Origin of the sequence: Ruegeria meonggei, assembly GCF_042768335.1 — a bacterium.
In the GTDB taxonomy this organism is placed as follows: Bacteria; Pseudomonadota; Alphaproteobacteria; order Rhodobacterales; family Rhodobacteraceae; genus Ruegeria; species Ruegeria meonggei.
This window is the reverse complement of sequence record NZ_JAXHBT010000001.1, coordinates 242,143-267,949: the sequence shown is the minus strand read 5'-3', so window position 1 is coordinate 267,949 and position 25,807 is coordinate 242,143. Positions and strand designations below refer to the sequence as shown.

General features: G+C 57.2%; 32 protein-coding genes. 15 read left to right on the top strand and 17 right to left on the bottom strand.

The features are described 5' to 3' along the window. Positions 1-94 precede the first annotated feature (94 nt). On the top strand, positions 95-1,309 hold the full coding sequence (locus SJY13_RS01335; protein ID WP_377186727.1) for a DegT/DnrJ/EryC1/StrS family aminotransferase: 1,215 nt from the start codon (positions 95-97) through the stop codon (positions 1,307-1,309). Positions 1,310-1,373: 64 nt separating this feature from the next. On the opposite strand, the gene phaR is transcribed toward SJY13_RS01335, so the two are convergent. From phaR to SJY13_RS01320, 3 genes are all read right to left on the bottom strand, one after another. Beyond that, positions 1,374-1,928 carry a polyhydroxyalkanoate synthesis repressor PhaR gene (phaR, locus tag SJY13_RS01330; RefSeq protein WP_085820946.1) on the bottom strand — a complete coding sequence of 185 codons (555 nt, stop codon included), beginning with the start codon at positions 1,926-1,928 and terminating at the stop codon, positions 1,374-1,376. Positions 1,929-2,063: 135 nt separating this feature from the next. After that, positions 2,064-2,510: a phasin family protein gene (locus SJY13_RS01325; protein ID WP_085820947.1), complete on the bottom strand. Its 447-nt coding sequence runs from the start codon at positions 2,508-2,510 to the stop codon at positions 2,064-2,066. A 130-nt stretch (positions 2,511-2,640) separates the two neighbouring features. Continuing rightward, the gene (locus SJY13_RS01320; RefSeq protein ID WP_377186723.1) at positions 2,641-4,443 is read right to left on the bottom strand and encodes a PHA/PHB synthase family protein; all 1,803 of its coding nucleotides are present in this window, start codon (positions 4,441-4,443) and stop codon (positions 2,641-2,643) included. A 111-nt stretch (positions 4,444-4,554) separates the two neighbouring features. Here SJY13_RS01320 and phaZ point away from each other — a divergent pair, with 111 nt between their 5' ends. Together phaZ and SJY13_RS01310 are read left to right on the top strand one after the other, a co-directional pair. Then, a complete protein-coding gene (gene phaZ, locus SJY13_RS01315; RefSeq protein WP_085821097.1) occupies positions 4,555-5,826 on the top strand; it encodes a polyhydroxyalkanoate depolymerase in 1,272 nt (423 codons plus the stop codon). Between the two features lie 5 nt (positions 5,827-5,831). Beyond that, on the top strand, positions 5,832-6,416 hold the full coding sequence (locus SJY13_RS01310) for a DUF6151 family protein (RefSeq protein ID WP_377186720.1): 585 nt from the start codon (positions 5,832-5,834) through the stop codon (positions 6,414-6,416). On the opposite strand, the gene SJY13_RS01305 is transcribed toward SJY13_RS01310, so the two are convergent. From SJY13_RS01305 to SJY13_RS01285, 5 genes are all read right to left on the bottom strand, one after another. Continuing rightward, positions 6,407-7,123 carry an alpha/beta fold hydrolase gene (locus SJY13_RS01305; protein ID WP_377186717.1) on the bottom strand — a complete coding sequence of 239 codons (717 nt, stop codon included), beginning with the start codon at positions 7,121-7,123 and terminating at the stop codon, positions 6,407-6,409. The two genes, SJY13_RS01310 and SJY13_RS01305, sit on opposite strands and share 10 nt — an antisense overlap. Positions 7,124-7,207: 84 nt before the next feature. Further along, the gene (locus SJY13_RS01300; protein ID WP_377193525.1) at positions 7,208-7,822 is read right to left on the bottom strand and encodes a hypothetical protein; all 615 of its coding nucleotides are present in this window, start codon (positions 7,820-7,822) and stop codon (positions 7,208-7,210) included. 17 nt (positions 7,823-7,839) lie between these two features. Next, positions 7,840-8,268: a VOC family protein gene (locus tag SJY13_RS01295; RefSeq protein WP_377193523.1), complete on the bottom strand. Its 429-nt coding sequence runs from the start codon at positions 8,266-8,268 to the stop codon at positions 7,840-7,842. After that, a complete protein-coding gene (locus SJY13_RS01290; protein ID WP_377186714.1) occupies positions 8,268-9,260 on the bottom strand; it encodes an alpha/beta hydrolase in 993 nt (330 codons plus the stop codon). The genes SJY13_RS01295 and SJY13_RS01290 overlap by 1 nt, the downstream gene beginning before the upstream one ends. Next, positions 9,248-10,009: an alpha/beta hydrolase gene (locus SJY13_RS01285; protein ID WP_377186711.1), complete on the bottom strand. Its 762-nt coding sequence runs from the start codon at positions 10,007-10,009 to the stop codon at positions 9,248-9,250. Before SJY13_RS01285 ends, SJY13_RS01290 begins: the two co-directional genes overlap by 13 nt. Before the next feature lie 216 nt (positions 10,010-10,225). Between SJY13_RS01285 and thrS the strand changes: the two genes are divergently transcribed. From thrS to SJY13_RS01260, 5 genes are all read left to right on the top strand, one after another. Further along, positions 10,226-12,184 carry a threonine--tRNA ligase gene (thrS, locus tag SJY13_RS01280; RefSeq protein WP_377186708.1) on the top strand — a complete coding sequence of 653 codons (1,959 nt, stop codon included), beginning with the start codon at positions 10,226-10,228 and terminating at the stop codon, positions 12,182-12,184. Between the two features lie 221 nt (positions 12,185-12,405). After that, entirely contained in the window at positions 12,406-12,708 is a 303-nt protein-coding gene (locus SJY13_RS01275) for a BufA1 family periplasmic bufferin-type metallophore (protein WP_377186705.1), read from the top strand. Positions 12,709-12,779: 71 nt separating this feature from the next. Continuing rightward, entirely contained in the window at positions 12,780-13,637 is an 858-nt protein-coding gene (gene bufB, locus SJY13_RS01270; protein ID WP_377186702.1) for an MNIO family bufferin maturase, read from the top strand. Beyond that, complete coding sequence (locus SJY13_RS01265; RefSeq protein ID WP_377186699.1) at positions 13,634-14,395, top strand: HvfC/BufC family peptide modification chaperone; 762 nt, start codon at positions 13,634-13,636, stop codon at positions 14,393-14,395. The genes bufB and SJY13_RS01265 overlap by 4 nt, the downstream gene beginning before the upstream one ends. After that, positions 14,392-14,919 carry a DoxX family protein gene (locus SJY13_RS01260; protein WP_085820958.1) on the top strand — a complete coding sequence of 176 codons (528 nt, stop codon included), beginning with the start codon at positions 14,392-14,394 and terminating at the stop codon, positions 14,917-14,919. The genes SJY13_RS01265 and SJY13_RS01260 overlap by 4 nt, the downstream gene beginning before the upstream one ends. Position 14,920: 1 nt before the next feature. Here the strand turns inward: SJY13_RS01260 and SJY13_RS01255 are convergent, their stop codons facing one another. Together SJY13_RS01255 and SJY13_RS01250 are read right to left on the bottom strand one after the other, a co-directional pair. Beyond that, positions 14,921-15,289, bottom strand: a complete 369-nt coding sequence (locus SJY13_RS01255) for a hypothetical protein (protein ID WP_377186695.1) — start codon at positions 15,287-15,289, stop codon at positions 14,921-14,923. A gap of 42 nt (positions 15,290-15,331) precedes the next feature. Next, complete coding sequence (locus SJY13_RS01250; RefSeq protein ID WP_377193521.1) at positions 15,332-15,649, bottom strand: ArsC/Spx/MgsR family protein; 318 nt, start codon at positions 15,647-15,649, stop codon at positions 15,332-15,334. Positions 15,650-15,864: 215 nt separating this feature from the next. Here SJY13_RS01250 and SJY13_RS01245 point away from each other — a divergent pair, with 215 nt between their 5' ends. Then, entirely contained in the window at positions 15,865-16,071 is a 207-nt protein-coding gene (locus tag SJY13_RS01245) for a cold-shock protein (RefSeq protein ID WP_010439113.1), read from the top strand. An 81-nt stretch (positions 16,072-16,152) separates the two neighbouring features. Here SJY13_RS01245 and SJY13_RS01240 read toward each other — a convergent pair whose 3' ends face one another. Then, positions 16,153-16,461, bottom strand: coding sequence for a hypothetical protein (locus SJY13_RS01240; protein ID WP_377186691.1), 309 nt, complete (start codon positions 16,459-16,461; stop codon positions 16,153-16,155). A gap of 59 nt (positions 16,462-16,520) precedes the next feature. Then, positions 16,521-17,432, bottom strand: coding sequence for an FAD-dependent thymidylate synthase (thyX, locus tag SJY13_RS01235; RefSeq protein WP_085820962.1), 912 nt, complete (start codon positions 17,430-17,432; stop codon positions 16,521-16,523). A 175-nt stretch (positions 17,433-17,607) separates the two neighbouring features. Here thyX and SJY13_RS01230 point away from each other — a divergent pair, with 175 nt between their 5' ends. Genes SJY13_RS01230 through SJY13_RS01220 form a run of 3 tightly spaced genes read left to right on the top strand, consistent with a single transcriptional unit; the run spans position 17,608 to position 19,456 of the window. After that, the gene (locus SJY13_RS01230; RefSeq protein ID WP_085820963.1) at positions 17,608-18,036 is read left to right on the top strand and encodes a VOC family protein; all 429 of its coding nucleotides are present in this window, start codon (positions 17,608-17,610) and stop codon (positions 18,034-18,036) included. Continuing rightward, complete coding sequence (locus tag SJY13_RS01225; protein WP_377186687.1) at positions 18,033-18,737, top strand: DUF1194 domain-containing protein; 705 nt, start codon at positions 18,033-18,035, stop codon at positions 18,735-18,737. Before SJY13_RS01230 ends, SJY13_RS01225 begins: the two co-directional genes overlap by 4 nt. Then, positions 18,734-19,456, top strand: a complete 723-nt coding sequence (locus SJY13_RS01220; RefSeq protein ID WP_377186684.1) for a DUF1194 domain-containing protein — start codon at positions 18,734-18,736, stop codon at positions 19,454-19,456. Before SJY13_RS01225 ends, SJY13_RS01220 begins: the two co-directional genes overlap by 4 nt. Here the strand turns inward: SJY13_RS01220 and SJY13_RS01215 are convergent, their stop codons facing one another. The 3 genes from SJY13_RS01215 to SJY13_RS01205 form a co-directional block, all read right to left on the bottom strand. Further along, on the bottom strand, positions 19,457-19,954 hold the full coding sequence (locus SJY13_RS01215; protein WP_377186681.1) for a MarR family winged helix-turn-helix transcriptional regulator: 498 nt from the start codon (positions 19,952-19,954) through the stop codon (positions 19,457-19,459). Positions 19,955-20,032: 78 nt separating this feature from the next. Further along, the gene (locus tag SJY13_RS01210) at positions 20,033-20,290 is read right to left on the bottom strand and encodes a succinate dehydrogenase assembly factor 2 (protein ID WP_377186678.1); all 258 of its coding nucleotides are present in this window, start codon (positions 20,288-20,290) and stop codon (positions 20,033-20,035) included. Beyond that, positions 20,287-20,679 (bottom strand): helix-turn-helix domain-containing protein, encoded by a 393-nt coding sequence (locus SJY13_RS01205; protein WP_085820968.1) that lies wholly within the window; start codon positions 20,677-20,679, stop codon positions 20,287-20,289. Before SJY13_RS01205 ends, SJY13_RS01210 begins: the two co-directional genes overlap by 4 nt. A gap of 92 nt (positions 20,680-20,771) precedes the next feature. Here SJY13_RS01205 and SJY13_RS01200 point away from each other — a divergent pair, with 92 nt between their 5' ends. Next, positions 20,772-21,974, top strand: a complete 1,203-nt coding sequence (locus tag SJY13_RS01200) for a pyridoxal phosphate-dependent aminotransferase (RefSeq protein ID WP_377186674.1) — start codon at positions 20,772-20,774, stop codon at positions 21,972-21,974. 13 nt (positions 21,975-21,987) lie between these two features. After that, positions 21,988-22,389, top strand: coding sequence for a hypothetical protein (locus tag SJY13_RS01195; RefSeq protein ID WP_085820970.1), 402 nt, complete (start codon positions 21,988-21,990; stop codon positions 22,387-22,389). 4 nt (positions 22,390-22,393) lie between these two features. Here the strand turns inward: SJY13_RS01195 and SJY13_RS01190 are convergent, their stop codons facing one another. Then, positions 22,394-23,758: an MATE family efflux transporter gene (locus tag SJY13_RS01190; protein WP_377193519.1), complete on the bottom strand. Its 1,365-nt coding sequence runs from the start codon at positions 23,756-23,758 to the stop codon at positions 22,394-22,396. 113 nt (positions 23,759-23,871) lie between these two features. Then, entirely contained in the window at positions 23,872-24,795 is a 924-nt protein-coding gene (gene ppk2, locus SJY13_RS01185; RefSeq protein ID WP_085820971.1) for a polyphosphate kinase 2, read from the bottom strand. Between the two features lie 135 nt (positions 24,796-24,930). Between ppk2 and SJY13_RS01180 the strand changes: the two genes are divergently transcribed. Further along, the gene (locus SJY13_RS01180; protein ID WP_377186671.1) at positions 24,931-25,806 is read left to right on the top strand and encodes an alpha/beta fold hydrolase; all 876 of its coding nucleotides are present in this window, start codon (positions 24,931-24,933) and stop codon (positions 25,804-25,806) included. The last annotated feature ends 1 nt before the right edge of the window (position 25,807 follow it).

The window sequence follows — 25,807 nt, the reverse complement described above, 5'->3', positions numbered from 1 at the left end:
AATGGTGAAATTCTGCCAACCCGAAGATTGAGGGGTTGGATTGCCCATCGTTTAGCTTTACCTTTTCCAAAGACTAAATTAGGGAAAATCAAATATGACGCTTCCTCCTAACGTTCATGACGCCGAACCAATTCCAGCCGCTGCCCGCGACGCCATTGACGCTTTGATGCAGTCTGGCGACCTGTTCCGCTATACCGCGCCGCAGGACGCACCGGTTGCCCTGCTCGAGTCGGAATTCGCAGAGCTGCTCGGCACGAAATACGCGCTGGCTGTCTCGTCCTGCTCAGCGGCTCTGTTCCTGTCGCTCAAGGCACTGTACCTGCCGCGCGACGCGCGGGTGCTGGTCCCGGGCTTTACTTTTGCTGCGGTACCGTCCTCGGTCGTGCATGCGGATTGCATTCCGGTGCTGTGTGAGGTCGGTCAAAACTATCGCATCGACATGGATGATTTTGCAGCCAAACTGGAAAATGTGCAGGCCGTGATTATCAGCCATATGCGTGGCCATACATCCGATATGGACGCGATCATGGCGCTGTGTGACGCGCGCGACATCCCTGTTATCGAAGACGCCGCCCATTCGTTGGGCACCACCTGGCATGGTCGCAATATCGGCACCATTGGCAAGGTCGGCTGTTTCTCATTCCAGTCCTACAAAATGATCAACGCGGGCGAAGGTGGCATTCTGGTCACGGATGACGCCGATCTGGTCGCCCGCGCCGTGATCATGTCGGGCGCCTATGAACATAACTGGAAGAAACACAAAACCCCGCACGGCGACAACTCGCCCGAGTTGGAGCAGGCGTTTGCCCGCTGGCAGAACCAGCTGCCACTGTATAACCTGCGCATGAGCAACCTCAGCGCCGCTGTGATCCGTCCACAAATTCCGGAACTGGCACGCCGTGTCCGCGATGGTCTGGCCAATCACGACTATGTTGCGGATCGTCTGAACACGTCGCCCCATATCCACGTGCCTGCCCCCCTTGCGCCAGAACGCCGTGCACCGGATTCGATCCAGTTCAACCTGGTCGACCTCAGCGACGAAGACACATTGGCCTTCGCAACCGCGGCAGAGGCCCGCGGGGTCAAAGTGCAAGTGTTTGGCCTGAGCGAGGATAACGCGCGCGCCTTCTGGAACTGGCAGTTTCTGCCGGAACAGATCGAGCTTCCGCAAACCCGCGCCATGCTGTTGAAGGCCTGCGACGTGCGCCTGCCCGTTCGCCTGACGCGCAAGGAACTGGATGTAATCGCCGATATTCTACTGGCCTCAGTCGGCGAGGTCACTGCGCCAGCTATGGCGTTCGGTACCTGAAAAGGCCCGTGAAACGACAAAAGGCCCGCGCCAGGCGGGCCTTCTTTTGTTTAAATCAACGAATTCAGTTCAACTTGGACAGTTTCTGTTGCAACTCAGCGAGCTGCTTTTTGATGTCGTCCAGATCTTCTTTGCCTTCAACTTTGTCTTCGCCGTCCGATCCGGGCCCGGACCATCCTCCGGACAGCCCTCCCGTCATCGCCTTAAGAAAGGCCTGCTGCTGCGCCTTCATCGCTTCGAACCCCGGAATCTTTGACATCGGGTTCATCGCGCTCATATTCTCGACCATCTTGCTTTGGCTTTCTCGCAGCATGTCGAACGAGCTCTGCAGGAATTGCGGCATCATCCCACCGCCCGGGATCATGTAGCTGCGCACAAGGTCATTCAGCACATTGACCGGTAGCACGTTTTCGCCCCGGCTCTCATGTTCGGCAATGATCTGCAGCAGATACTGTCGGGTCAGGTCATCCCCGGTTTTCAGGTCGATGATCTGAACCTCTCGCCCACCGCGGATAAAGGTCGCGATGTCCTCCAGTGTGACGTAGTCACTGGTCTCCGTATTGTACAGCCGACGGCTTGCATATCGTTTTATCAACAGCGGTTTTTCTTGTTCCGACACCTGTTGCCCTCCCCAAGGATGATGCGTTGCAGCAGAGATTATGCGAGTGCAGAACAAAAAGAAAGGGCAGGTCAAACGACCTGCCCTACGCGATTGCACCAGTTGGGAGGAGTGGGTGCGCCTCGCGGCCTTAAATTACTTGGCAGCTGCAGCTTTCTTGGCGGCAGTTGTCACGTCGTTAGTCGCTTTTTTGACAGCGGCTGTTGCGTCTTCTGCAACATCTTTGCCGGCAGCCATCAGCAGCTCAACGGTTTCGGACTGCAGTTTTTTCGCGATTTCTGCGAAAGCAGCCATGTTTTCAGCAGCAACTTCAGCCGACGCGCTTGCGAAATCGGTAGCAGCTTTTGCGTAATCAGCAGGTTCAGCTTTTGCTTTCGACATCTCGGACAGTTTGGCCAAGGTGTCTTTGGTCCATTTGTTCGAGATTTCAGCCGATTTGGTAGCTGCTTCCAGAGCAACGCCCGACAGCTTCTCGTTCAGAGTTGCGGTCGATTTGTAAACACCTTCCAGAGCGGTTGTGTCTACGGGGAACGCGCCCATGAATTCTTTCAGAGTCGCGGTGTAATCTTGTGTCTTAGCCATTGCTTTAATCCTTTTTGCTGAACCGGGCCCACCCCAGTCTTCATCAGCTTGAGGACAATATGATTGCTGCATCGCAGCATTGCAAGTATTTTTTGCTGCAGTGCAGAAAAATTATAAAAGATACGTAATATCAATTAGTTGCCTTGACCAAAACATAGGACCCGGGCGCAGGGGCAAGCGATGGATGGCTCGAATCGCCAGTGGATCGCGCCGGAATCTGCTTGCCAGAACGCTTATGCAGCCATTTCTCCCACAGGGGCCACCAGGACCCTTGATGGAATTCAGCCTCGTTCAACCAAGTGTTGGAATCGCCCTTGAGGTCGGGATTGGTGTAATGCCCGTACTTCTTCTTACTGGGTGGATTCACGATGCCCGCAATATGTCCTGACTCGGATACGATGAAGGTCTTGGACCGCGACCCCATCTGCTGGACGCCACGATAGCAGTCCTTCCAGGCCGCAATATGGTCGGTTTCGCAAGTGATCGCCATAAGGGGAACGTCGACGTCGCGGACATGCAACTTGTGTCCCAACAGATCAAACCCGTCATTGACGAAATCATTGCTTTGACACAACCCGCGCAAATACTGAACTGCCATGCGTCCGGGCAAGTTCGCGCCATCTCCGTTCCAATACAGCAGATCAAAGGCCGGAGGCGTTTCACCCATCATATAGCTGCGTATCGCAGGCCCGTAGATCAGATCGTTTGAGCGCAGAAACGACATTGTTCGACCGATCACCCAGGCCTTGAGCACGCCATCCTTGGATATCTGATCCTCGATCCCGTCGACAAAATCGTTTTGCAGGAACGGTGTAAATTCGCCCTGATCGCCGAAATCCGTCAGCGCCGTAAAGAAGGTTGCCGATTTGACGGACGTGTCCCCGCGTTGCTTTAACAGTGCAAGCGTCAGGCTCAGCGTGGTGCCTGCGATGCAATAGCCGACCGCGTTGACTTGTTTGACGTTGCAGATCGACTTGACCTGTTCGATCGCAGTTAGGAACCCCTCTTCTATATAATCGTCTATGCCAACGTCAGCATGGGCCTCGCTGGCATTGGCCCAGCTGACAACAAACAGGGTATAGCCCTGCTCGGTCACCCATTTGATCATGCTGTTCTGCGCCTTGAGGTCCAGAATGTAGAACTTGTTGATCCAGGGTGGGAACAGAAGAAGCGGCGTTTCATGGACCGTTTCGGTGGTTGGTTTGTACTGTATCAACTCCATCAACCGGTTTCGGTACACTACGTCACCCGGCGTCGTTGCGATGTTTTGGCCGACTTCAAAGGCACTTTCATCTGCCAGTCTAACGACCATCTCGCCGTCGTTGGCTTCGAGATCTGCCACCAGGTTCTCTAACCCCTGAATCAACGACTGCCCCTCAGTCTCAACAGCTTTTTCCAGCGCGTCAGGGTTGGTCGCCAGAAAATTTGTCGGCGACATCATATCGATTATCTGCTGAGAGAAGAACTGCAGGCGCTGTTTGTCCTTGACGTCAATATCGTCAACCGAGGCTACAGCCCCTGCAATGGCAGCAGCGTTGGTTTCATATTGCTGGCGAATGAGGCGGAAATACGGGTTGGTTTCCCACATCGGGTTGGAAAACCGTTTGTCCGGGCGCATTGAATCGTCATCATCTACCTCGCCTTTGGTCAACGCCTGCTGCGCTTCGGCAAAGTTCAGAACGGATTTGCCCCAGAACTGTATCTGATGTTCCAGCAGCTTGGCTGGATTTTGCAAAGCCTCGCTAAGATACGCCGTTGCTGCTTTTGCGAAAAGCTCTTGATTCGGACCGTCCAAAGCGGGCGTATGCGACTTTTTCCCGGCCATTACCTCAACCAGTCGCTTTGACAATTCTTCGACCTTGTTCACATTTTCTTTAAGGCGTTCAATATGTTCGTCGGGCAATTTTTCGTTCCGACCGTCACTTGTTGTCATTTTAACAATTCCCCCCTAATCTCGCTGCTATGCAGAATAACGTCGTGGGTGTCGGGGGGCAAAGCGACGAATGGTCCGAAATATCAGGCTGACACTCAGGAGGCCCCTTTCATGCGCTACATGATGACTTACGACCTTATGGAAACCATGCGGAACACCAATCAATGGATGGGTGCAACTGCCAGCGCCATGGCATCCTACCCCTTGTTTTCGATGGTGCCTAACCCTGCTTTTGGCATGATGGCGGCCTGGGGCGAAGTGACAGAACGTACCTTTCAGCGCATGGTGGTCAAACCCGACTGGGGCATTCGCACCTATACCTGTGAAGACGGCAAAGATCATCTGGTCGAAATCGTCCCTGTCATGGAGCGCCCGTTCGGCGACTTGATCCACGTTCGCGTGAATGGCCGCGAAGAGCAACCCCGCAAAGTTCTGCTGGTTGCGCCAATGTCCGGCCACTACGCGACATTGTTGCGGTCCACGGTCAAAAGCCTGCTGGTCAACTGCGAAGTTTACATCACCGATTGGCATAACGCGCGTGATATCCCTGTTTCCGAAGGCAAGTTCGATGTCGAGGATTACACGCTCTACCTTGTCGATTTTATGAAAGAGCTGGGCCCTGAAACGCATGTTGTGGCCGTGTGCCAGCCTGCGCCTCTTACACTGGCCGCCACAGCCTATCTGGCCGAGGTCGAGCCCAAGGCTCAGCCCAGCACCCTGACCCTTATCGGCGGACCAGTCGATCCGGATGCCACACCGACAGACGTGACCGATTTCGGCCGTCGCGTCACCATGGGACAGCTGGAAGAAACCATGATTCAGCGCGTTGGCTTCAAGTACAAAGGCGTGGGTCGCATGGTCTATCCCGGCCTGCTGCAGCTGGCCTCGTTCATGTCGATGAATGCGGACCGGCATTCTCAGGCCTTCACGGATCAGGTTCAGCGCGTGATGCGGGGCGAGGCGTCGGACCATGATGCGCACAACCGTTTCTATGATGAATACCTGGCCGTCATGGATATGACCGCCGAGTTCTATCTGTCCACGGTCGAGCGTGTCTTTAAAAACCGCGAGATTGCCCGCAACGAATTTGTTGTAGCCGGACATAAGGTGGATATTGGCAAGATCACCGATGTCGCTGTGAAATCGGTCGAAGGCGCCAATGACGATATCTCTGCCCCGGGACAGTGTATTGCGGCGCTGGATCTGTGCACCGGCTTGCCGGCGTCGAAAAAAGCCAGCCATGTCGAACCCGGCGCTGGTCACTATGGCATCTTCGCAGGGCGCAGCTGGCGCGACAATATTCGCCCGCTGGTCATCGACTTTATGAACGCCAACGCGCGCAAACCACGGCGGCGTGCAGCGAACAAGAACAAAGTCGCCTAACCGTCATGCGCAGGAACGCAGCAAAAGACACTGCTTTTTCCTGCGACTGCGGATCATTGCACGGTCGCGTCACCGCGCGCGGCGCGAACACAGGCACTCGTGTCGTTTGCTATTGCCGCGACTGCCGTGCGGGTCTGCTGTACTTCGGGCAGCCCGATCCCGCTCCCGACCCGGTTGAAATTCTTCAAATGGCACCGGAAGAGATCAAAATAGACGGCGGTGCGGAACATCTTGCGCTTATGCAGCTCAGCCCGCGCGGCATGCTGCGGTGGTATGCCAGATGCTGCAACGCACCGATTGCGACCACCTCTCGCACCCCAAAATTTCCGTTTGCCGGGTTCATTGTACAGCGGATGCTCGACACCAGCGGACTTGGACCGATCACAACACGGGGCTTTGTTCCGCAGCCCAATGGAAAACAATCGCATGAAAAGCTGGGGCCGGCGATCTACGGGATGCTAACAAGGGTGGCAAAGTCCCGGCTGTCCGGCAGCTGGAAAGAGACGCCGTTCTTCGATGCCGAAACCGGCGATCCGGTGGCGACACCAACCATCCTCAGCAAAACCGAACGCGCCGCCCTTTACCCGTAGGCCACCCGGGCAGGTTCACTCAGCCATTCGTGCAAAGCGTTGTTGACGACCTGAGGTGCTTCAAGGCTAGGCAAGTGTCCCGCGTCTTCGAGAACTTTCAGCTCTGCTGCCGGGATCAGGTCTGCCATAAAGGCGTGTTTTCGAACCGGGGTGATCCTGTCATGTGCCCCACACAGGATCAGTGTCCGCACCCGGATATGTCGCAATTCGCCCTGCTGATCGGGTCTCCGTTGCAATGCGCGGATCTGGCGCTCAAAAACGTCCGCCCCCATGTCCACAGCCATCGAAATCACATTGTTCAAAATCGGGATGCGCTGCGGACCCGGCGCCAATGTGTCAGACCCGATGATTTTGCGGATCACATCCTCAAGCCGCCCCGCTTTGGCGCCAATCAACAGCTCTTCACGGGCGGCGGCCATCTGCGGGGTTTCAGCTTGGGCATCCGTGGCCATCAGGCACAAGCGCGACACCCGGTCAGGCGCGCGGCGAATAATCTCAAGCGCGACCACACCGCCCATGCTCAGCCCGCCCAGCGCAAACCGGTGCGGCAACTGATCCAGCAGCCGCGATGCGATCTCTTCGATCCGTTCTCCGATTGAAACCGGAGCCACAGTCACCGCACGGCTCCTCGACAGGCTAACGATTTGGGGTTCGAAAAGCCGTGCATCACACATCAGTCCAGGCAGTAAAACCAGCGGCTCGATCACGCGGGGCCTCCTAATATTCGACCTCTAAAGCGATGTTCTTTTCCCTCAGGATGAGAGGTTTTTCCGAAACGGGCAAGTTAAACTTCAGGGATGGGTAACGCCCCGAAACACGGGGAAGTCTGCGTATCGCGTCCGGCGGGTGGACAGGTCTTCATCCGGCTCGGCCCCTGCACGCAGCAAACAGCCACGCGGCGCGATATAGCTGTCGATCCGGCGATGCGGTGTAGGTCGCCACACTAGGTTAAATGCGCAGAGCTTGGGAAAGAACCAGATCTCGGAATAATCCAGGTGATCATGCATCCACCAGGCCAGATCGCGCCAATCCCGCCCGTTGTCATACTGATCGGCAAACCACGGGATGACAATCGACGCCCCGGCGATCCGGTCGTCCCCTTCACCCCGGTCCCAGATGTGACACTCCAGCGGATTGTCATTGCGTGCACAGTTCAGGCGGTTTTCGTTCCCGAACCGGTTCAGGGAAGGTGAGCGATAGCCCGAGCGCACAGCGACCCTGCCAAAAGTTTCCTCCAACGGATCCAGAAGCGTTTGGCAAAACGCCCGACCGGTCTCGATTACCAGGTCAGGATTGTCCGGAAGGTTCTGTTTTTCATGGAAATTCCCGATTTCGGAATACAGAAACTCGCGCATGAAAAAATGCCGGGACAGGCGCACACGGCCAAGCGTTTCAAGGCTCCACATGCTGCCCGGTTTGCGCATCACTCGTACCCGTTCCAGCGAAACGCGCCATCGGGCGCAAGAGCTGAGAAGGGGTTGAACGCAACCTCCCAAATCGTGCCATCGGGGGCGCGAAAATAGCCGTGATGCCCACCCCAGAATACATCAGAAGCGGTTTTCAGAACCTTTGCCCCAGCCTTATCTGCCTTGCTCAAAACCTGTGGAACCTCATCCTTTGACCGGCAATTGTAGCTGAGCGTCAAAGCCCCTTGGCCCAGAGCCCCGGGATCAACGCCGATCTCATCAGCCAGAGCCGACAAGGGGTAGAGACCAAGAGTTTGACCAATCAGATCAAAGGCGATGACACCATCCGGGCTGTCGACCCGTTTCCAACCCATGGCCTCATAGAATGCCGCTGCGGCGGCCGGATCATCTACACCAACTGTAATCAGGCTGACTCGCTGTTCCATCATTGCACCCCCAATTCGGTCAGCCAGGCCAGAATACCTGCCACTGCCGCATCCGTCTGACCAGGCGACATCAAACGACCGGCAATCACATGCGAGGCCGGATCATCGCTGGGGCCCATGGTAACCAGCTCTACCGTTATTGGCCCACCCCAGGTTTCAGCCACCTTATGTGTCAGGTCCGGACGCACCACCTGATCATCATCCGAAAACCAGTACAGGGCGGGTACCTGCGCGCCCGAGAAATCCAGCGCATTCACAGACTCGACCAGCACAGTCATCGGCACCACCGCCTCCCAAGGATAGACCGACGACCAGTATTTGTTCTTTTCAGGGTCCGGGCTGGATACGTCTCGTTCTTCACCCATCAACACAGGCAACCAGTAGCGTGCCCAAGGCAGGCCCGGAATCCACGCGCCGGCGGTATTCACACCAAAGTTAGGCGAGACAAAGACTATTCCAACAACATCCTGACTAAGCTCTTCATCCAACGCCGCCGCTGCGGCCAATGTCCCCCCGGTCGAGGTCGAAATCACCACAACCTTGTCACCCACAGCCCGCGCCGCCGCCAGCCCTTCGGCCATATCCAGCATCCAGCCCGCTGCCGTGCCTTCGGCCATCGCAGGTCCGCCGCGGCCATGGCCCTGTAGCCGGGTGTAAACCAGATTGGCCCCCAGCGCGTCAGCAACCTGATCGGGAACCGGGCGGATTTCCTCGGACGAGGCGGAAAAGCCATGGAGATACAGAACAGAAACCGGTGTCCTTTGTTCCTTGAAACCGTCCTGCCAGACCACCCGTTTTTCCACACCTGGCACGATATCAGCAAACGCGGACTCAGTACTTTCGAAATAGACCTGAACGCCCTCACCGAATTTACGTGAGTCAAAGCGCGGATGCAGGGGCACCTCTTCCCGCGGTCCAAACCAATAAATCGCGCCACCGATAACGATCAACGCCAATAGAAGTCGTCCAAGCACCCAGCCTAAGCGTCGCATCTCTCGCCCCCTACCACGTCCAGAATGGCCTCTTCGATCAACCCCAGACAAGGTCCGTCCGAAAATCGGTGATCTGCGTCCTTTACCAGCAAAAGATGCATGTCCGGCCCGGTGGCATGCTCCAGCAATCGCACGGCAGTTTCCGTGGAAACCGCCGTGTCCGCCGCACCTTGCAGGAACCGCACCGGAAACGGCAGGTCCAGAGCGTTCCGCAATACCAGCCGCCGCCGACCATCCTCGATCATTCGGTTGGTGATAATATAGGGTTCCATATAGTCCGAGGGCAGCTCCACCTGGCCAACAGCCTTCAGCGCCGCTTTCTGCTCGTCACTGAACGACGCCCAATAGCCGTCCTCGGTGAAATCCGGTGCCGCCGCGATGGTGACCATCCCGGCAATCCGCTCCGGCATCGCACGGGCCAGCAACAATGCCTGCCACCCTCCCATGGATGAGCCGACTATGATCAACGAACCCTCGGTCAGGGCAGTCACAGCTGCCATCGTGTCCTCATGCCAGTCACCAATGCAGCCATCGGTGAAAGCACCAGAACTCTCCCCGTGCCCGGAATAGTCAAACCGCAGATATGCCTGTCCACGCGCCTGAGCCCAGGCCTCAAGATGTACGGCTTTGGTGCCTTCCATATCCGATTTCAAACCGCCCAGAAATACAATGGTCGGGCCCGTGCCTTCGTTTTTGTGATAGGCCAACCGCCGCCCTTGCGCCGTTTCCAGAAACTCCGTCGCCGCCATGAAACCCTCTGTCTTGTTTCTCAACATCTTGCATGCCGGGTCGTGCACTTCAATTCCTCGATCTCCTTCATCTGGCTAAAAATATCCCGGGGAGCGCGAGGGGCTAGCCCCTCGCCCCCGCACTTGACACAGGCAGCACCACCTGCCAAACGAGCCAGACAAACATAACCCGCAACCGGGCGTTCAGTGGGCGCCAAACCGACGAGGAGAGCCGATATGGCCTTGGATTCAAAATCCGTCTCACTCACCTTTCCCGATGGCAATGCACGGTCCTTTGACGCAGGCGTAACACCCGCGCAGGTTGCTGCCGATATCTCAACCTCGCTGGCCAAAAAGGCTATCTCGGCCACAGTGAACGGCCAACACTGGGACCTGCAATGGCCGATTGAGGCTGACGCCCAGATCGCGATCCACACCATGAAAGATGAGGTTCAGGCCAATGAGCTGATCCGCCACGACCTGGCGCATATCATGGCCCGTGCCGTGCAAGAGATCTGGCCTGACACCAAGGTGACCATCGGCCCGGTCATCGAAAACGGCTGGTATTATGACTTTGACCGGGCAGAGCCCTTCACCCCCGAAGACCTCGGCGCCATCGAAAAAAAGATGAAGGAAATCATCAACAAGCGCGACACTGTAACCACCGAGGTTTGGGACCGTCAGCGCGCGATTGATTTCTACACCGAAAACAACGAGCCCTATAAGGTAGAGTTGATCGACGCCATTCCGGGCGATGAGCCGCTGCGCATGTACTGGCACGGTGACTGGCAGGACCTATGCCGAGGCCCGCACCTGCAACATACCGGCCAGGTGCCGGGCGATGCGTTCAAACTGATGTCCATCGCCGGTGCCTATTGGCGTGGCGACAGCGACCGCGCAATGCTGCAGCGCATCTACGGCGTGGCCTTCACCGGCAAGGAAAAGCTCAAAGCGCACCTGCACATGTTGGAAGAGGCCGCAAAGCGCGACCACCGCAAACTGGGTCGCGAGATGAACCTGTTCCACATGCAGGAAGAGGCCCCTGGTCAGATTTTCTGGCACCCCAACGGCTGGACTATCTACACCGAGCTTCAGGACTACATGCGCCGCAAGCAGAAGGTCGGCGGCTATGTCGAGGTAAACACTCCGCAGGTCGTGAACCGAAATCTGTGGGAAAAGTCGGGCCACTGGGAGAAGTATCAGGAAAACATGTTCATCGTCGAAGTCGACGAAGACAATGCCCGCGAAAAAGCCGTGAATGCGCTGAAACCCATGAACTGCCCCTGCCACGTGGAAATCTTCAAGCACGGTCTGAAGTCTTATCGCGACCTGCCGCTTCGTATGGCCGAGTTCGGTTCATGCGCACGTTATGAACCCTCGGGGGCACTGCACGGAATCATGCGCGTACGCGGCTTCGCCCAGGATGACGGACATATCTTTGCAGAAGAGAGCCAGATCGGCAGCGAATGTGCCCGTTTCATCACCTTCCTGACCGACATCTATGCGGATCTTGGATTCGACAGCTTCTCGGTCAAGTTCTCGGATCGCCCTGAAACTCGCGCTGGATCGGACGAGGTTTGGGACAAGGCAGAAGACGCGTTGCTGCAGGCGACCCGCGCGGCGGGTGTCGAGCCGGAAATGAATCCCGGTGAAGGCGCATTTTATGGGCCGAAGCTGGAATTTGTGCTTACCGATGCGATCGGCCGAGACTGGCAGTGCGGCACGTTCCAAGTGGATTTCGTCCTACCCGAGCGGCTGGATGCCACCTATATTGGCGCGGATGGCAACAAGCACCGCCCTGTCATGCTGCATCGCGCCACCCTTGGCTCGTTCGAACGCTTCATCGGTATCCTGATCGAAGAACATGCAGGCAAGCTGCCGTTCTGGCTGGCTCCGCGTCAGGTTGTTGTCGCCTCGATCACATCCGAGGCGGATGATTATGTCATGGAAGTTGTTGAAACGCTGAGGGCGGCAGGTGTCCGGGTCGAGGCCGATATTCGCAACGAAAAGATCAACTACAAAGTCCGCGAGCATTCGGTCGGCAAAGTGCCAGTCATTCTGGCCGTCGGTCACCGCGAAGTTGATGAGCGCACTGTCAGCGTCCGCCGTTTGGGTGAAAAACAAACGCAGGTTCAACCGCTTGAGGTTGTAACAAATGAACTGTCACAGGCCGCAACTCCCCCGGACCTGCTGTAACATTCGGCAAAAAATTGCCCCATATCCGGCCTCAAATTTGGGGCCGGATTGAAACAAATACCCTTTTTCTTTTCAAAAACAATTTGTTAACCTGCAAGGGGACATAGCATGTCCTGACGGGGTTGTGAGACACGGGCTCGTGAATTTAACTGAGGCCCTGCAACCACTACCTTTGTCATTGTCACAAGCAGACATACGCAGTCACTAAAAGGATTACCGAGATGTCGAACACCGCAAAAACCCTGGTTATCGCAAGCGCAGTCGCAGCAGCCGTTTCCGGTGCAGCCACAACTGCCACCGCACAAGCAAAAGAGAAATGCTATGGCGTTTCGCTGGCCGGTCAGAATGACTGTGCCGCCGGCCCCGGCACCACTTGCGCGGGCACCTCTACCGTAGATTATCAAGGCAACGCATGGACCTTGGTCGATGCAGGCACCTGCGCCGATATCGATCTGCCCAGGTCGGCCGATGGCGCCGCACGCACTGGCTCGCTCGAGCCGCTGGATCGCGACCTGCCGGCATAAGCCTGAGAATGCACAACACAGAGGGGCGGGCCCAATCGCCCGCCTCTTTGTCGTGAATGGGGAGCAAGCACATGTTGGACAATACAACCAGACCGAACAAGCTGCCTGCCGCGCCGGGTGTCGGCTATAAACCTCAGCACTTCGCGCAGATTCTGGACCATTCACAACCGGTCGCATGGCTTGAGATCCACGCCGAAAACTATATGGGTGACGGTGGTCGCCCGCTTGCCCAACTACGGCACTTGTCCGAAAAATTCCCGATCTCGGTTCACGGCGTTGGCCTTTCTATTGGCAGCGAAGGCCCGTTGGACCCCGATCACCTTGCCCGTCTGAAACATCTTGTCGGCTGGCTGAACCCGGCCAGCTTTTCAGAGCATCTGGCCTGGTCGACCCATGACAGCCATTTCCTGAACGACCTTTTGCCCTTGCCCTACACCGATGCCACCCTTGCCCGCGTCTGTGAACATATTGACCAAGTACAGGACGTTGTCGGGCGGCAGATGCTGCTTGAAAACCCCTCCAGCTATCTGGCATTCGAAGAAAGCACCTGGTCCGAGCCCGACTTTCTGCGCGAGATAGCCCGCCGCACAGGCTGTGGCCTGTTGCTGGATGTGAACAACGTGTTTGTGTCCGCCACCAATCTGGATTTCTCACCGCAGGGCTATATCGATGCATATCCCTTGGACGCGGTGGGCGAAATTCACCTTGGCGGACATGACGAGGATGAGGATGACCATGGCCACCCCCTGTTGATCGACAGCCACGGCCGCGAGGTCGTCGACCCGGTCTGGGCGCTGCTGGACTATGTTCTGGAGCGATCAGGCCCCAGACCGCTGCTGGTCGAATGGGATACGGATGTCCCCGACTGGCCAATCCTGCGGGCCGAAGCAGATCGCGCCCAGGCGGCATTGGACCGCGTCCCGGCATGAGCGTATCGCAAAAATCCTTTCACACCGCGTTGCTTGATCCGGCTGTGGCCACACCCGCTGGCCTGCAGGACGCAGATGCGCAACCCGCCGGACGCCGGTTCAGCGTCTATCGCAACAATGTGGCGGTGTCGCTGACCGAAGCGATGCATCAGGCTTTTCCGGTGATTACCAAACTGCTGGGACCCACAAACATGGATGGCTTGTCAGGGTTGTTTCTACGCAAGCACCCGCCATCGTCCCCTTTGATCATGTTCTATGGTGACGCGTTTCCGGATTTCCTGGCCGGAATGGAGCAGCTGTCACACTTGGGATACCTCCCAGACGTTGCGCGGCTGGAACTGGCGCTGCGCCGCGCCTACCACGCGGCCGACAGCCAGGCTGCCCCTGCCGATGCGCTGGCCGTACCGCCAGAGGACATCATGCAAGCGCAATTGCGGTTTGCCCCGTCCATGCAAGTACAGCAATCGGATTGGCCGGTGGTTTCGATCTGGCGCTTCAATACCGAAGACAACGCGCCCAAACCCGAAGCCGAAGCCCAGGACGTTCTGATAACCAGGCCGGAATTTGACCCGGCCCCGCATGTGCTGCCCAAGGGCGGCGCGCATTGGATTGCGGGCCTGCAAGCCGGACAAACCATTGGTGGTGCGTTTGAAGAAACCGCGACCCATTTCCCCGAGTTTGACCTTGGGGCCACTCTGGCGCTTCTTTTGCAAGGCGGCGCAATTACTTCTGTGACTATCGAAAGGCTGGCAACATGACTGCCCTGATCTCTCTGCACAACAACACTTTGGGAAGGCTGGAAATGACCTCTGGCTGGTTGACCCCGACGCTGGCCCGGGTGGTTTTCGCCGCTACCCTGCTGATCTATTACTGGAACTCGGCTATGACCAAGCTTGGCAGCGGTTTTTTCGGCTTTCTGTTCCCGTCAGACGGGGCCTATGTGCAGATATTTCCCAAAGCGATGGAAGCGGTCAGCTATGACAGCTCGCAGCTTGGTATCTTGCATTGGGCGGTCGCTGTGGCGGGCACCTGGGCCGAGTTTCTGCTGCCGGCCATGATCCTGATCGGCCTTCTGTCGCGGCTTGCCGCGTTGGGCATGATCGGGTTTGTCTGGGTTCAGACAATCGTGGATGTTACCGGACATGGCGCCGCGCTGGGAAGCTATTTTACCGCCGCGCCGAGTGTGTTGGACACACGGACGCTTTGGACCTTCCTTTTGCTGGTCATCGTAATCAACGGCGCAGGCCCCCTGTCTGTCGACCGGGTACTGCGTGTCAAGTAACCTAGAAATGCGCCTTGGGCTCGTCCGGTTTTCCCGCGGCCAGCCCAAGGAGCCCAGCCACAACGGCAAACGCCACCGGGAACATGGTGAAGGCGTTGAAGCCAAAGGCATAATACATACCGGCTGCTGAGATCAGCAACAACGCCCCTCCGACCAAAGCGCGCGCCTGCGCCATTGCACCACCGGCAATGGCCAGCAAGGGCGCTATGATCGACATTATCTGTATGAGCTGTGCGTTATCGACCTGCTCGGCCAGGCCCTCAATCTCACCATAATGGTCGACCAGGGCGACATAGCCATAACCGAAAAAGCCAACGATCATTCCGATCAGACCGGCAATGACACCCAGAATCATAGCTGCGTTACGCATTCACAAACCTCTTAACTTGCGTGACATCAGATAAGCACCCAGTCACGCCACGCCAAGCCCTGATCGTGTTTCAGGCGTCCAGCCCAGAAACAGCGTGCCATCCTTGTCGATCAGAGGACGCTTCATCAGGGTCGGATGCTCTTTCAGCAATTCCAGCGGCGGCTTGGCACGCTGGTCCTCAGCCAAACCCCGCCAAGTCGTTGAACGGGTGTTGAGCAAAGCCTCGCCGAAATTTTCCAATGCTTGCTCAAGCACGGAATCGGGCACACCTTGGGATCGAACGTCCACAAACTCGGTATTTTCAATTGATTTCAAAGCCTTACGACAGGTATCGCAATTTCTCAGACCATATAGGTGCATTTTCGGTAGGCTCCTGTTTTTGAGTGAGTTTTCGGCAATTTCGCCTGTGTGTTTCGGTAATTCTTGATTTTTTACTTCACCGTGCAATGTTGAAAAAGACGAAACACGCAATTCGGGCCGTATCGTGTGGGCGATACTGTGATGTGTTGCGGCTGCGTCAATCGCTACCCCCACCAATTTGTGGGACAACGTGTAAGTAGAAGGAGACACGGGAAATGCCAACTGGCACCGTGAAGTGGTTTAACACCACTAAAGGCTATGGGTTTATTGCGCCTGATGAGGGCGGCAAGGACGTATTTGTTCATATCTCGGCCGTAGAACGCTCTGGTTTGACCGGGCTCGCTGACAATCAGAAAGTCTCGTATGAGCTGGAAGACGGACGTGACGGCCGTCAGATGGCATCTGATTTGAAGCCGTTATAATCGCCTCGCTTTTCGCAGGGATTCCAAAACAGGCCAACGGCCAATTTCCGGCCGTTGACCGCACCCTGAAGGTTGGAAACCTTATCCTCGTGCCGGGTTTGTCCGGGCATGAACGTTCCAGTCTTCACCCATGGCAACGATGCAGGACGTGCCAGAGGCATAGGTGACGACCATCGTCCAGTCGCCCGATTTTCTGGTCCAGACCTCCATCAATTGCTCAGGCCCACGCATGCCGGTGGCGGCGCGTTCCGACCCGAACTGCCGTTCTAGTTTTTCATGCAATCTGGATGTCGGCTCGCAAATCACCTCTGCGATCGGTGATTTCGCGTAGGCGGCTGTAGACAGCGCGAGGCACAGGCAAGTTGTGCGGGTCAAAACAGAAATCGTCATGAAGTGAATGTAACAGCTTCATGACGATTTGTATAGACAAACGCTATGCGTCGATTGGTTCAGCTTTTGCGGATGACGTCTTCGAACTCACGCCATTCCCGCGCGGTCATTCCCGAATTTTCCTGCGTAACTGTTTCCCCGGCTAGCATCCTGCGCAGGCTATCGACCATCTGGGCCGAGAGGTTGACGGCACCCAGACGGTAATCCTCGAACGCCTTGTAGGCAAAGGGTACCCAGTCGGCGACGATCTTGCACATCATGTCGGCATATACGCGGATCTCGTATTGCGCATGCGGATCCGCGCGCAGACGCAGAAAGTGGAACAGGTTGTGCAGATCAACCTTCCAGTACCATTGCGTATAGATGTTTGCGGGCAGATTCATCCGCGCCAATTCCCGGGCCAGCCCCTGCTGACCATCCTGGTTGATCATCGCCTCGTAATTGTCATAGCACCGCGCACTGTCGGCTTTCAGAAGGTCCAGAACACGCGCGGCCTCTTCCCCCTGCAGAGCGTCGCCCCGGCCTTGATTATTCACCTCGGATTGGGCCGCGACATGGTCCGGCGCGGGGATATAGAACTCACGATCCAGAATCGAATAACGCGCAGAATATTCGTTCACGTTTGCCGTGCGGTGGCGGATCCATTGCCGCGCCACAAATACCGGCAGTTTGACGTGTAGTTTGATTTCACACATCTCAAACGGGGTCGAATGCCAGTGGCGCATCAGATAACGGATCAAACCTTCGTCGTTCTGAACCGACTTGGTGCCTTTGCCGTAAGACACCCGTGCCGCCTGACAGATCGCTGCATCATCGCCCATATAGTCGATCACTCGGACAAAGCCGTGATCCAGCACCTGATGCGCAGTGTAAAGGTGATCTTCCATACCTGCGGCCACAACGCGGCGTGTTGGATGCGATTGCGCCCGTTGCGCTTCGATCTCGGCCAGTTGGTCAGTGGACAGCGGCATAAAATTTCCTTTCCAGCAATGAGTCGCCCACCACTATATATCGGCAACTCCCAGACCGGAACCGCGACATGTGCACCCATTGTTGCAAAATCCAAATTGTGTCCGCCCTGCCCCTCGACACGCTTTATCTGCGCGCTAAGCTGCAGGCCATCACCTGAACAGAAAGGACGCCGCAATGGGGCTGACATATCTTCACACCATGGTCCGCGTGAAGGATCTGGAGAAATCCATGGCGTTTTATGCGCTGCTGGGGTTGAAGGAAACCCGTCGCTACGACAGCGAGGCCGGACGGTTTTCGCTGATTTTCATGGCCCCGCCCGGACAAGAAGATCGGCCGATCGAACTGACATACAACTGGGATGGTGACAACGAACTGCCCAGCGACAGCCGCCATTTCGGGCATCTCGCTTACGGTGTCGAAGATATCTACCAGATGTGCCAGCACCTCCAGGACAATGGCGTCGTGATCAACCGCCCGCCGCGCGATGGGCGGATGGCGTTTGTGCGCTCGCCCGACAATATCTCGGTCGAGCTGCTGCAAAACGGAGACGCACTGGACCCGGCTGAACCCTGGGCCAGCATGGAAAGCACCGGCCACTGGTGATCCGTTGGTGGACAGCATTGGGGTTGGCCTGCCTGGCCAACCCGCTCAGGGCCGAAACCTGTCGCCTCGCGCTTGCTTTGGCGATGGATATTTCCACTTCGGTTGACGCGACCGAGGACGCCCTGCAGCGACAGGGTGTGGCCGCAGCCCTCGTTGCGCCCGAAGTGACCCAGGCATTCTTTTCCTCTCCAATGCCCGTTGCGCTGGCCGTGTATGAATGGAGCGGTCGCAGCACGCAGCGCGTCATCCTGAACTGGACGATGATCCGAACCCAGGCCGATTTGCTGGCCGCAGCATCGACCATCCAAACCTCGGTCCGGTCTGACAGCGGGTCTGCCACGGCGATGGGCTATGCGCTGGCCTTTGGCGCCACATTGATGCAAGAGGCACCGCCCTGTTTGTTTCAGACCATCGATCTGTCAGGTGATGGCTCCAACAACGATGGGTATGGTCCGGATTCGGCATATCGGCACTTTCCCTTTGAAAACACCGTGGTAAACGGCCTGGTCATCAACGCCGCCGACTTCGAGGGCGAGCTGTTTCTGATCCCGTTTTTTGAAAACAACGTCCTCTACGGCCCCGGCGCGTTTCTGGAAATCGCTCAAGGGTTCGAGGATTTCGAACGCGCCATGCGCCGCAAACTGGAACGCGAATTACAAGGTTTGGAAATCGGAGCCTTGCAGGAAACGGCCAAACCATGAAGCGCCTGCTGGCTGCCCTGCTTTGCTTGATCGCAGCCCCGGCCGCGTCAGAGTGCCGACAAGCTTTGGCATTAGGGTTGGACGTTTCGGGATCTGTGGACAGCCAGGAATACCGGCTGCAACTGGATGGTCTGGCCGCTGCCTTGCAACAAGCCGAAGTGGCACAGATGATCCTGTCGAACTCCGCAGCCTCGGTCCGTTTGGCGGTGTTCGAATGGAGCGAGACCGGCCATCAGCGTGTGATCCTGGACTGGGCTGAGGTGCGTTCCTCGCGTGATCTGGACCGGATCAGCGCATTGTTGAACAACACAAGGCGCAGCGCGGCACCACAAGGCACCGCCGTTGGCTCTGCGATGTTGTTCGGAGCACAGCTGCTGTCCCGGCAACCCGATTGCTGGAAACGCACGCTGGACCTTTCGGGGGATGGCAAACACAATCTGGGCCCCCATCCGCGTGATGCCAAACGCGCCCTTCAATTTGCTGGTATCACCATCAATGGGCTGGTGGTTGGGGCGGATGATCCCAAGCATGGCGACAAACGCTATGTTCAGGCCGGTGAGCTGTCAGCTTATTATAAGGCTTGGGTTATTCTTGGCCCAAACGCCTTTGTTGAAGTGGCCCTTGGGTTCGAAGCCTATGAGGATGCCATGATCCGCAAGTTGATCCGAGAGTTGGGCGGATTGATTCTGTCAGAGGCAGGAAAAACCGCGCGGCCCTGATCAGTAAATGTAACGTATCTGATCGGTCCAATAACGCTCGACCCGGCGAAGCGAAGTAGTGATATCCTCAATCCCTTCCTGCCCCAATACACCGCGGCTCTGCAGTCCGTCGGCATGGCGAGAAAACAGTTCCGTCACGATATCGCGGATTTCCCGCCCGCGCGGCGTCAACCTCACCCGGACCGAGCGCCGGTCGATCTCACATCGCTGGTGGTGCATATAGCCCATTTCAACCAGTTTCTTGAGGTTGTAGCTGACGTTGCTGCCCTGATAGTACCCCCGGCTCTTCAACTCACCCGCGGTGACTTCGTGATCACCGATATTGAACAACAACAGGGCCTGGACCGCGTTGATTTCCAGCACGCCGACCCGCTCGAACTCATCCTTGATGACGTCCAGCAACAGGCGGTGCAGCCGCTCTACCAAGGCAAGCGCCTCTAGGTAGCTGTTCATGAACCCTCTGGGTCCCGTCGCGGAGACCTGCATTTCCAAACTCATCCGAACCTCCAATTCACTCGCGCCGTTTCACGCAGCATGAATCGAAATCCCGAAAAATCGGTTAAGCAGGGTTTTCTTTTATTTCTGAAAGGTCTGCGCGATATCGGCGATCAGTCCCGTAAAGCTGTCGGGGGGCTGAACCTGCCCGGTGACCCACTGATACAGGTCCTGATCGTTTTCTTGCAACAACGCGTCATAGCTATCCAGAGCCGGCGCATCCATATCGTTCAGGTTCCGGTCCGCATATGCCGACAGGATCAAGTCCATTTCCTTGATCCCACGCCGCATCGAGCGCATCTTTAGGCGCTTGATCCTGACCTCGCGGAGTTCACTCACGGCGCTTGTTCCAGCATCAGGCGCAGCTTCTTTTCCAGGCGCGCGGCGCGTTCCGCGTTGGCGCGCATCTCACCTCGGATCGCGCGCAGTTCAGCCGCTACATCTGCCAGTTCAGGCACGGCTTCGTCTGCCTCAAGCGGGGCATCCATCCCCTCGCCTTCGCCGGTCAGCAACCACATGATTGACACGTTGATCATGCCCGCCATCATCGACAAGCGGTTCGCGCGCGGCTCGGACAGGTCGTTTTCCCAGGACACGATTGTGGTCTTTTTAACGCCAAGCCGCCGCGCCATCTGCGACTGGGTCATCCCCGCCGCCTCACGCGCACCCGCCAGCCTGTCCCCGAATGTCGCCGAGTCCGGTCCGTACCAGTCGTTTTCGTCGTTCATCCGGGTCTCCAATTCTCTTTATTCATATCGCTTGATCGTCATTCGAGCGCACCCTATGACAGACAGGTTGAACATACAAACCGAGGCCGACCATGAGTTTCCTGTCTGCGACACTGTCACGCGTAAAACCATCGCCTACGATCGCAATGACGGCCAAGGCGGCCGAACTGAGGGCCGCCGGGCGCGACGTGATCGGTCTCAGCGCAGGTGAGCCGGACTTTGACACACCGCAAAACATCAAGGACGCAGCAGTTGCGGCCATTGCCGCGGGCAAGACCAAATACACTGCACCGGACGGCATCCCCGAGCTAAAGCAAGCCGCCTGCGCCAAGATGAAACGTGACCATGGGCTGGATTACACTCCGGCCCAGATATCGGTTGGGACCGGAGGCAAACAGACGCTGTACAATGCGCTGATGGCCACGATGAATGATGGGGATGAGGTCGTGATCCCTGCGCCCTATTGGGTCAGTTACCCCGACATGGTTCTGCTGGCCGGTGGGACCCCGGTGATCGCCGAGACCTCTCTGCAAACCAATTTCAAACTGACTGCCGATCAGCTTGAGGCCGCGATCACCCCAAAAACCAAATGGCTTATCTTCAACTCGCCGTCAAACCCCACCGGCGCGGGCTACAGCCGCGAGGAATTGAAGGAATTGACCGACGTATTGATGCGCCACCCGCATGTCTGGGTCATGTCCGACGACATGTATGAGCATCTGGCCTATGACGGGTTCGAATTCTGCACCCCTGCCGAGGTCGAGCCCGCCCTTTATGACCGCACATTGACCTGCAACGGAGTATCCAAGGCTTATGCCATGACCGGCTGGCGCATCGGCTATGCCGCCGGTCCGGTCGAGGTCATCGCCGCGATGCGCAAGATCCAGTCGCAGTCGACCTCGAATCCCTGTTCGATCAGCCAATGGGCCGCGGTCGAGGCGTTGAATGGCACGCAGGACTTCCTGGCCCCGAATTGCGTAACCTTCAAACGCCGCCGTGATCTGGTTGTGCGGATGCTGAACGCCATTGACGGGATCACCTGTCCGACGCCTGAAGGCGCGTTTTATGTCTATCCTTCTATCGCCGGACTGATCGGCAAAACCACCGCAGCGGGAACCGTGATCGACAGCGACGAAACCTTTGCAACAGCCCTGCTGGAAGAAGCAGACGTGGCCGTTGTTTTTGGCGCGGCCTTTGGTCTGTCACCGAATTTCCGGGTCAGCTATGCTACTTCGGACGAGGCGCTTACCCAAGCCTGTGGCCGCATCCAGAAGTTCTGCGCAGAGTTGACCTGACCGGAGCCCCAATATGACGACCGAGCTACCCAAATACTATTTCCGTGTGCGCGAGAACGGTGCGGCGGTGTTCAAAATCGACACCGAAAACCGCCAACGTCGGATCGAAATGGATCAGATCGCGGTCATCAACATCCGCAATGGCGAGGTCAAGCCGCAAGGTCAGCGCACGCTGAGTGATGCGGATCAGGCCGAAATCACCCGTTGGATGGCTGACCGCAAATCCCTGCTGGCGCAGCGCGATATCGACGACATTCACCGCGCGGTCGACTATCTGAACCTGACGACACATTGGGCGCAGTCCAAGGCGTCCGAAGAGCAGCTTGAGGATGTCACCGACCGCCTTTTGCTGGCGATGCACGACCTGCGCACAGTGCTGGTGCGCAAAAAAGCGGATCGGTTGAACAAGGGCTGATCCGCTAAGCGGCCGGTGCCTGGATAACACGCACCGAGCGCAGCCAGAACCGCGCCATCAAAAGAACAGCCGCACAGGCAAGGCCAAGCACAAGGCCCAGCCAGATCCCGATCCCGCCCATGCCCTGGACAAACCCAAAGTAATACGAGGCGGGAATCCCGATCGCCCAATAGCTTAGCGCGGCCATTACCATTGGCACTTTCGCGTCTTGCAGACCGCGCAACAGCCCAAGCGCAATCACCTGCGCCCCGTCCACCAGCTGGAACAGCGCGGCCATGGCCAGCAACCCGGTGCCGATGGCCAGAATCTGTGGGCGCTGCGGGTCATCAGGTTCCACGAATATCGAGATCAGCGGCTCGGCGCAGGTCAGGAACAAGATGATCGTCAGCACGGACACGATCAGAGACATCCCTGTCACCGCAATGGCGCCTTTCTCAAGATGTGCCCGATCCTTGCGCCCCAAGGCGTTCCCCGCCCGGATCGTGGCCGCGTTCGACAGACCCAGGTGAACCATGAAGGTCGCCGAAGCCAGGTTCAGCGCAATACCGTGAGCGGCCAGCGGAACCTTCCCGATCCAGCCCATCATAAAGGCCGACATGGCGAACAGCGATACTTCGGCCAGCAAGGTCAACCCTATGGGAACACCCAATCGCACGACGCTGAACAGCATCTCCCAATCCGGGCGCCAGAACCTTTGGAACAGGTTGTGTTCGGGCAGGACACGCACCGCATAAATGATCACCGCAATCAACGAGACAGTCTGCGTCACGACCGAAGCTATGGCCGCCCCCATCACACCCATCTCTGGTGCACCCCAATTGCCAAAGATCAGCGCATAGTTGGTCAGCCCGTTGACCACGGCTGCCGCGACGGTGATCCACAGGACGATCTGCGTCCGCTCCAGCGCCGCAAGGTAAGATTTCAGCACCATGACAATCAGCGCCGGAAACAGCCCCCACCCTGCAACGCGCAGGTATTCCGAGGCAGTCTCAGCAATCTGCGGATCTTGATCAGTCGCAATCAAAATCGGGTATGACCACCACAGCAATGGAATAATCAGCGTTGCATAAAGCAGCGACAGCCACAGACCCATGCGGGTTGAGCGTCGGATGCTGGTTTCATCGTTTTCGGCCGCGGCGGTTGCCACCATCGGCATAACCGCCAGACCAAAACCACCCCCAAACAGGAACAGCACAAAATAATAGCTGCTGGCCAGAGTCACGGCGGCCAATGCCTCGACCCCGTACCAGCCTAGCATAATCGTGTCGGTAAGACCGATTGCAAATTGCGCCAGATGCCCGCCGATCAGCGGCAAGCCCAGTACGGCAATCGCCCGATAGTGGGCGCGATATGTCATCACCTTGTTCATCACATCAGCCTTATGCCCGGCCAAAGACCGGGACAAGAGCAGATCTGTGAAATTTCAATGTGAGACTGCCGGATCGAGGTTACAATAAAGCCGCGATCCAGCGGATATCTCGATCAACGCGCCTCAGGACTGAGTGTGGTCCCCAGAATATGTTCAGATCGATGGATCACATGATGGGCCTGCCCGACGATCAAAGGATCGGGGTCCGAGACAATGGAATGATCCTTGTCCGGATAATCCAGCGTCGACAGGAAGTGACGCATGGTATTCAGGCGCGCGCGCTTTTTGTCGTTGGATTTGATGATGGTCCAGGGCGCATCGGCAGTGTCCGTGTAAAAGAACATCGCCTCCTTCGCCTCGGTATAATCCTCCCACTTGTTCAGACTGGCCTTGTCGATGGGCGACAGTTTCCACTGCTTCAGCGGATCGGTTTCCCGGCTTTTGAACCGGCGCTGCTGTTCGGTTTGTGTGACCGAGAACCAATATTTGTAAAGCTGAATGCCCGATCGCACCAGCATGCGTTCCAGTTCAGGTGTCTGGCGCATGAACTCCAGATACTCATTCGGAGAGCAAAAACCCATCACCCGTTCAACGCCCGCACGATTGTACCAGGACCGGTCGTAGAACACCATTTCTCCAACCGTAGGAAGTTCCTGAACATAGCGCTGGTAATACCATTGTCCTTTCTCCTCCCAGGTGGGTTTGTTCAGCGCCACAACCCGCGCCTGACGGGGGTTCAGGTGCTCCATGAACCGTTTGATCGTGCCACCCTTGCCCGCTGCGTCGCGCCCTTCGAACAACAACACAAACCGTTGCCCGGTTTCCTGCGCCCAGAGTTGAACCTTGAGCAATTCAGCCTGCAGCTGAGCCTTTTCGGCCTCGTACTTGCTGCGCGCCATTTTGCGAGCATAGGGATACTTGCCGCTTTCAAAAGCCTGACGAATTTTTTCCGGGCTGGGTTGAAGGGTTTCGGGCTTTGGTGCGGGGACGACCTCGACTGCGGATTGAATTTGTTCGTTCTGCGCCACAGCTTCCATTCAGATACTCCTCATTCTACTGTCCTTAAGACCGCCTAGCAGATCAGTGGAACTCGCGCTTTGATTGGGGTCAAATTGACATCCGAACCAACACGGAAAATGCTGCGAGAAACAAAGCAACGCAAAGGCCAGGCCATGGACACGAAAACAATCGAACTGAACGGCCAACCCTTTATGCTGCGCAGTTGGGGGCGGCCCGACCTGCCGCCGTTGCTGATGTTGCACGGGTTTCCGGAATACGGCGGTGCCTGGGGCGATCTTGCACCGCACCTGGCGGCGCGGTTCCACTGCTTGGCACCTGATCAGCGCGGGTATGGGCAAAGTTGGACCCCTGACGGCGTCGGGAACTATGCTCTTTCACATCTGGTGTCCGACATGGCCGCGCTGGCCGAGCAGTTTGACGCGCCGCTCTGCGTTCTGGGTCACGACTGGGGCGCGTCGGTTGCGTACGGGCTGGCCATGTTCCGTCCCGATCTGGTCAGCCGGTTGATCATTGCAAACGGTGTTCACCCGGTGCCCTTTCAACGGGCCATGGCCGCCGGAGGGGCGCAATCCGCAGCGTCGCAATACATCAACGCCTTGCGCGCCTCGGATGCGGTCGCTCGGTTTTCAGCCGACAACTTCGCCCTTCTAGAGCAGTTCTTTCGGCATGGCATGGGCGTTGATTGGTTACCCGAAGACCGCATGCAGGCCTATCGTACCGAATGGGCCCGGCCCGGTCGGCTGCAAGCGATGCTGAACTGGTATTGCGCCTCACCGCTGGTGGTGGCAGAGCCGGGCGTGCCGCGCACCGACCTGCCCGAATTGCCGTTGGACCGATTAATGGTTCGTTGCCCGCACCTGCTGTTGTGGGGTTCGGAAGACAAGGCACTGCTGCCTGAATCCACCGCCGGGCTAGAGACGTTTGCGCCAGACCTGACACGTTTTGAAATCCCGGGCACCGATCACTGGCTGCACCACCAAAAGCCCGAAGCAGTTGCACAGGCAATTCTGGATTGGTTGGCGGCCTAGA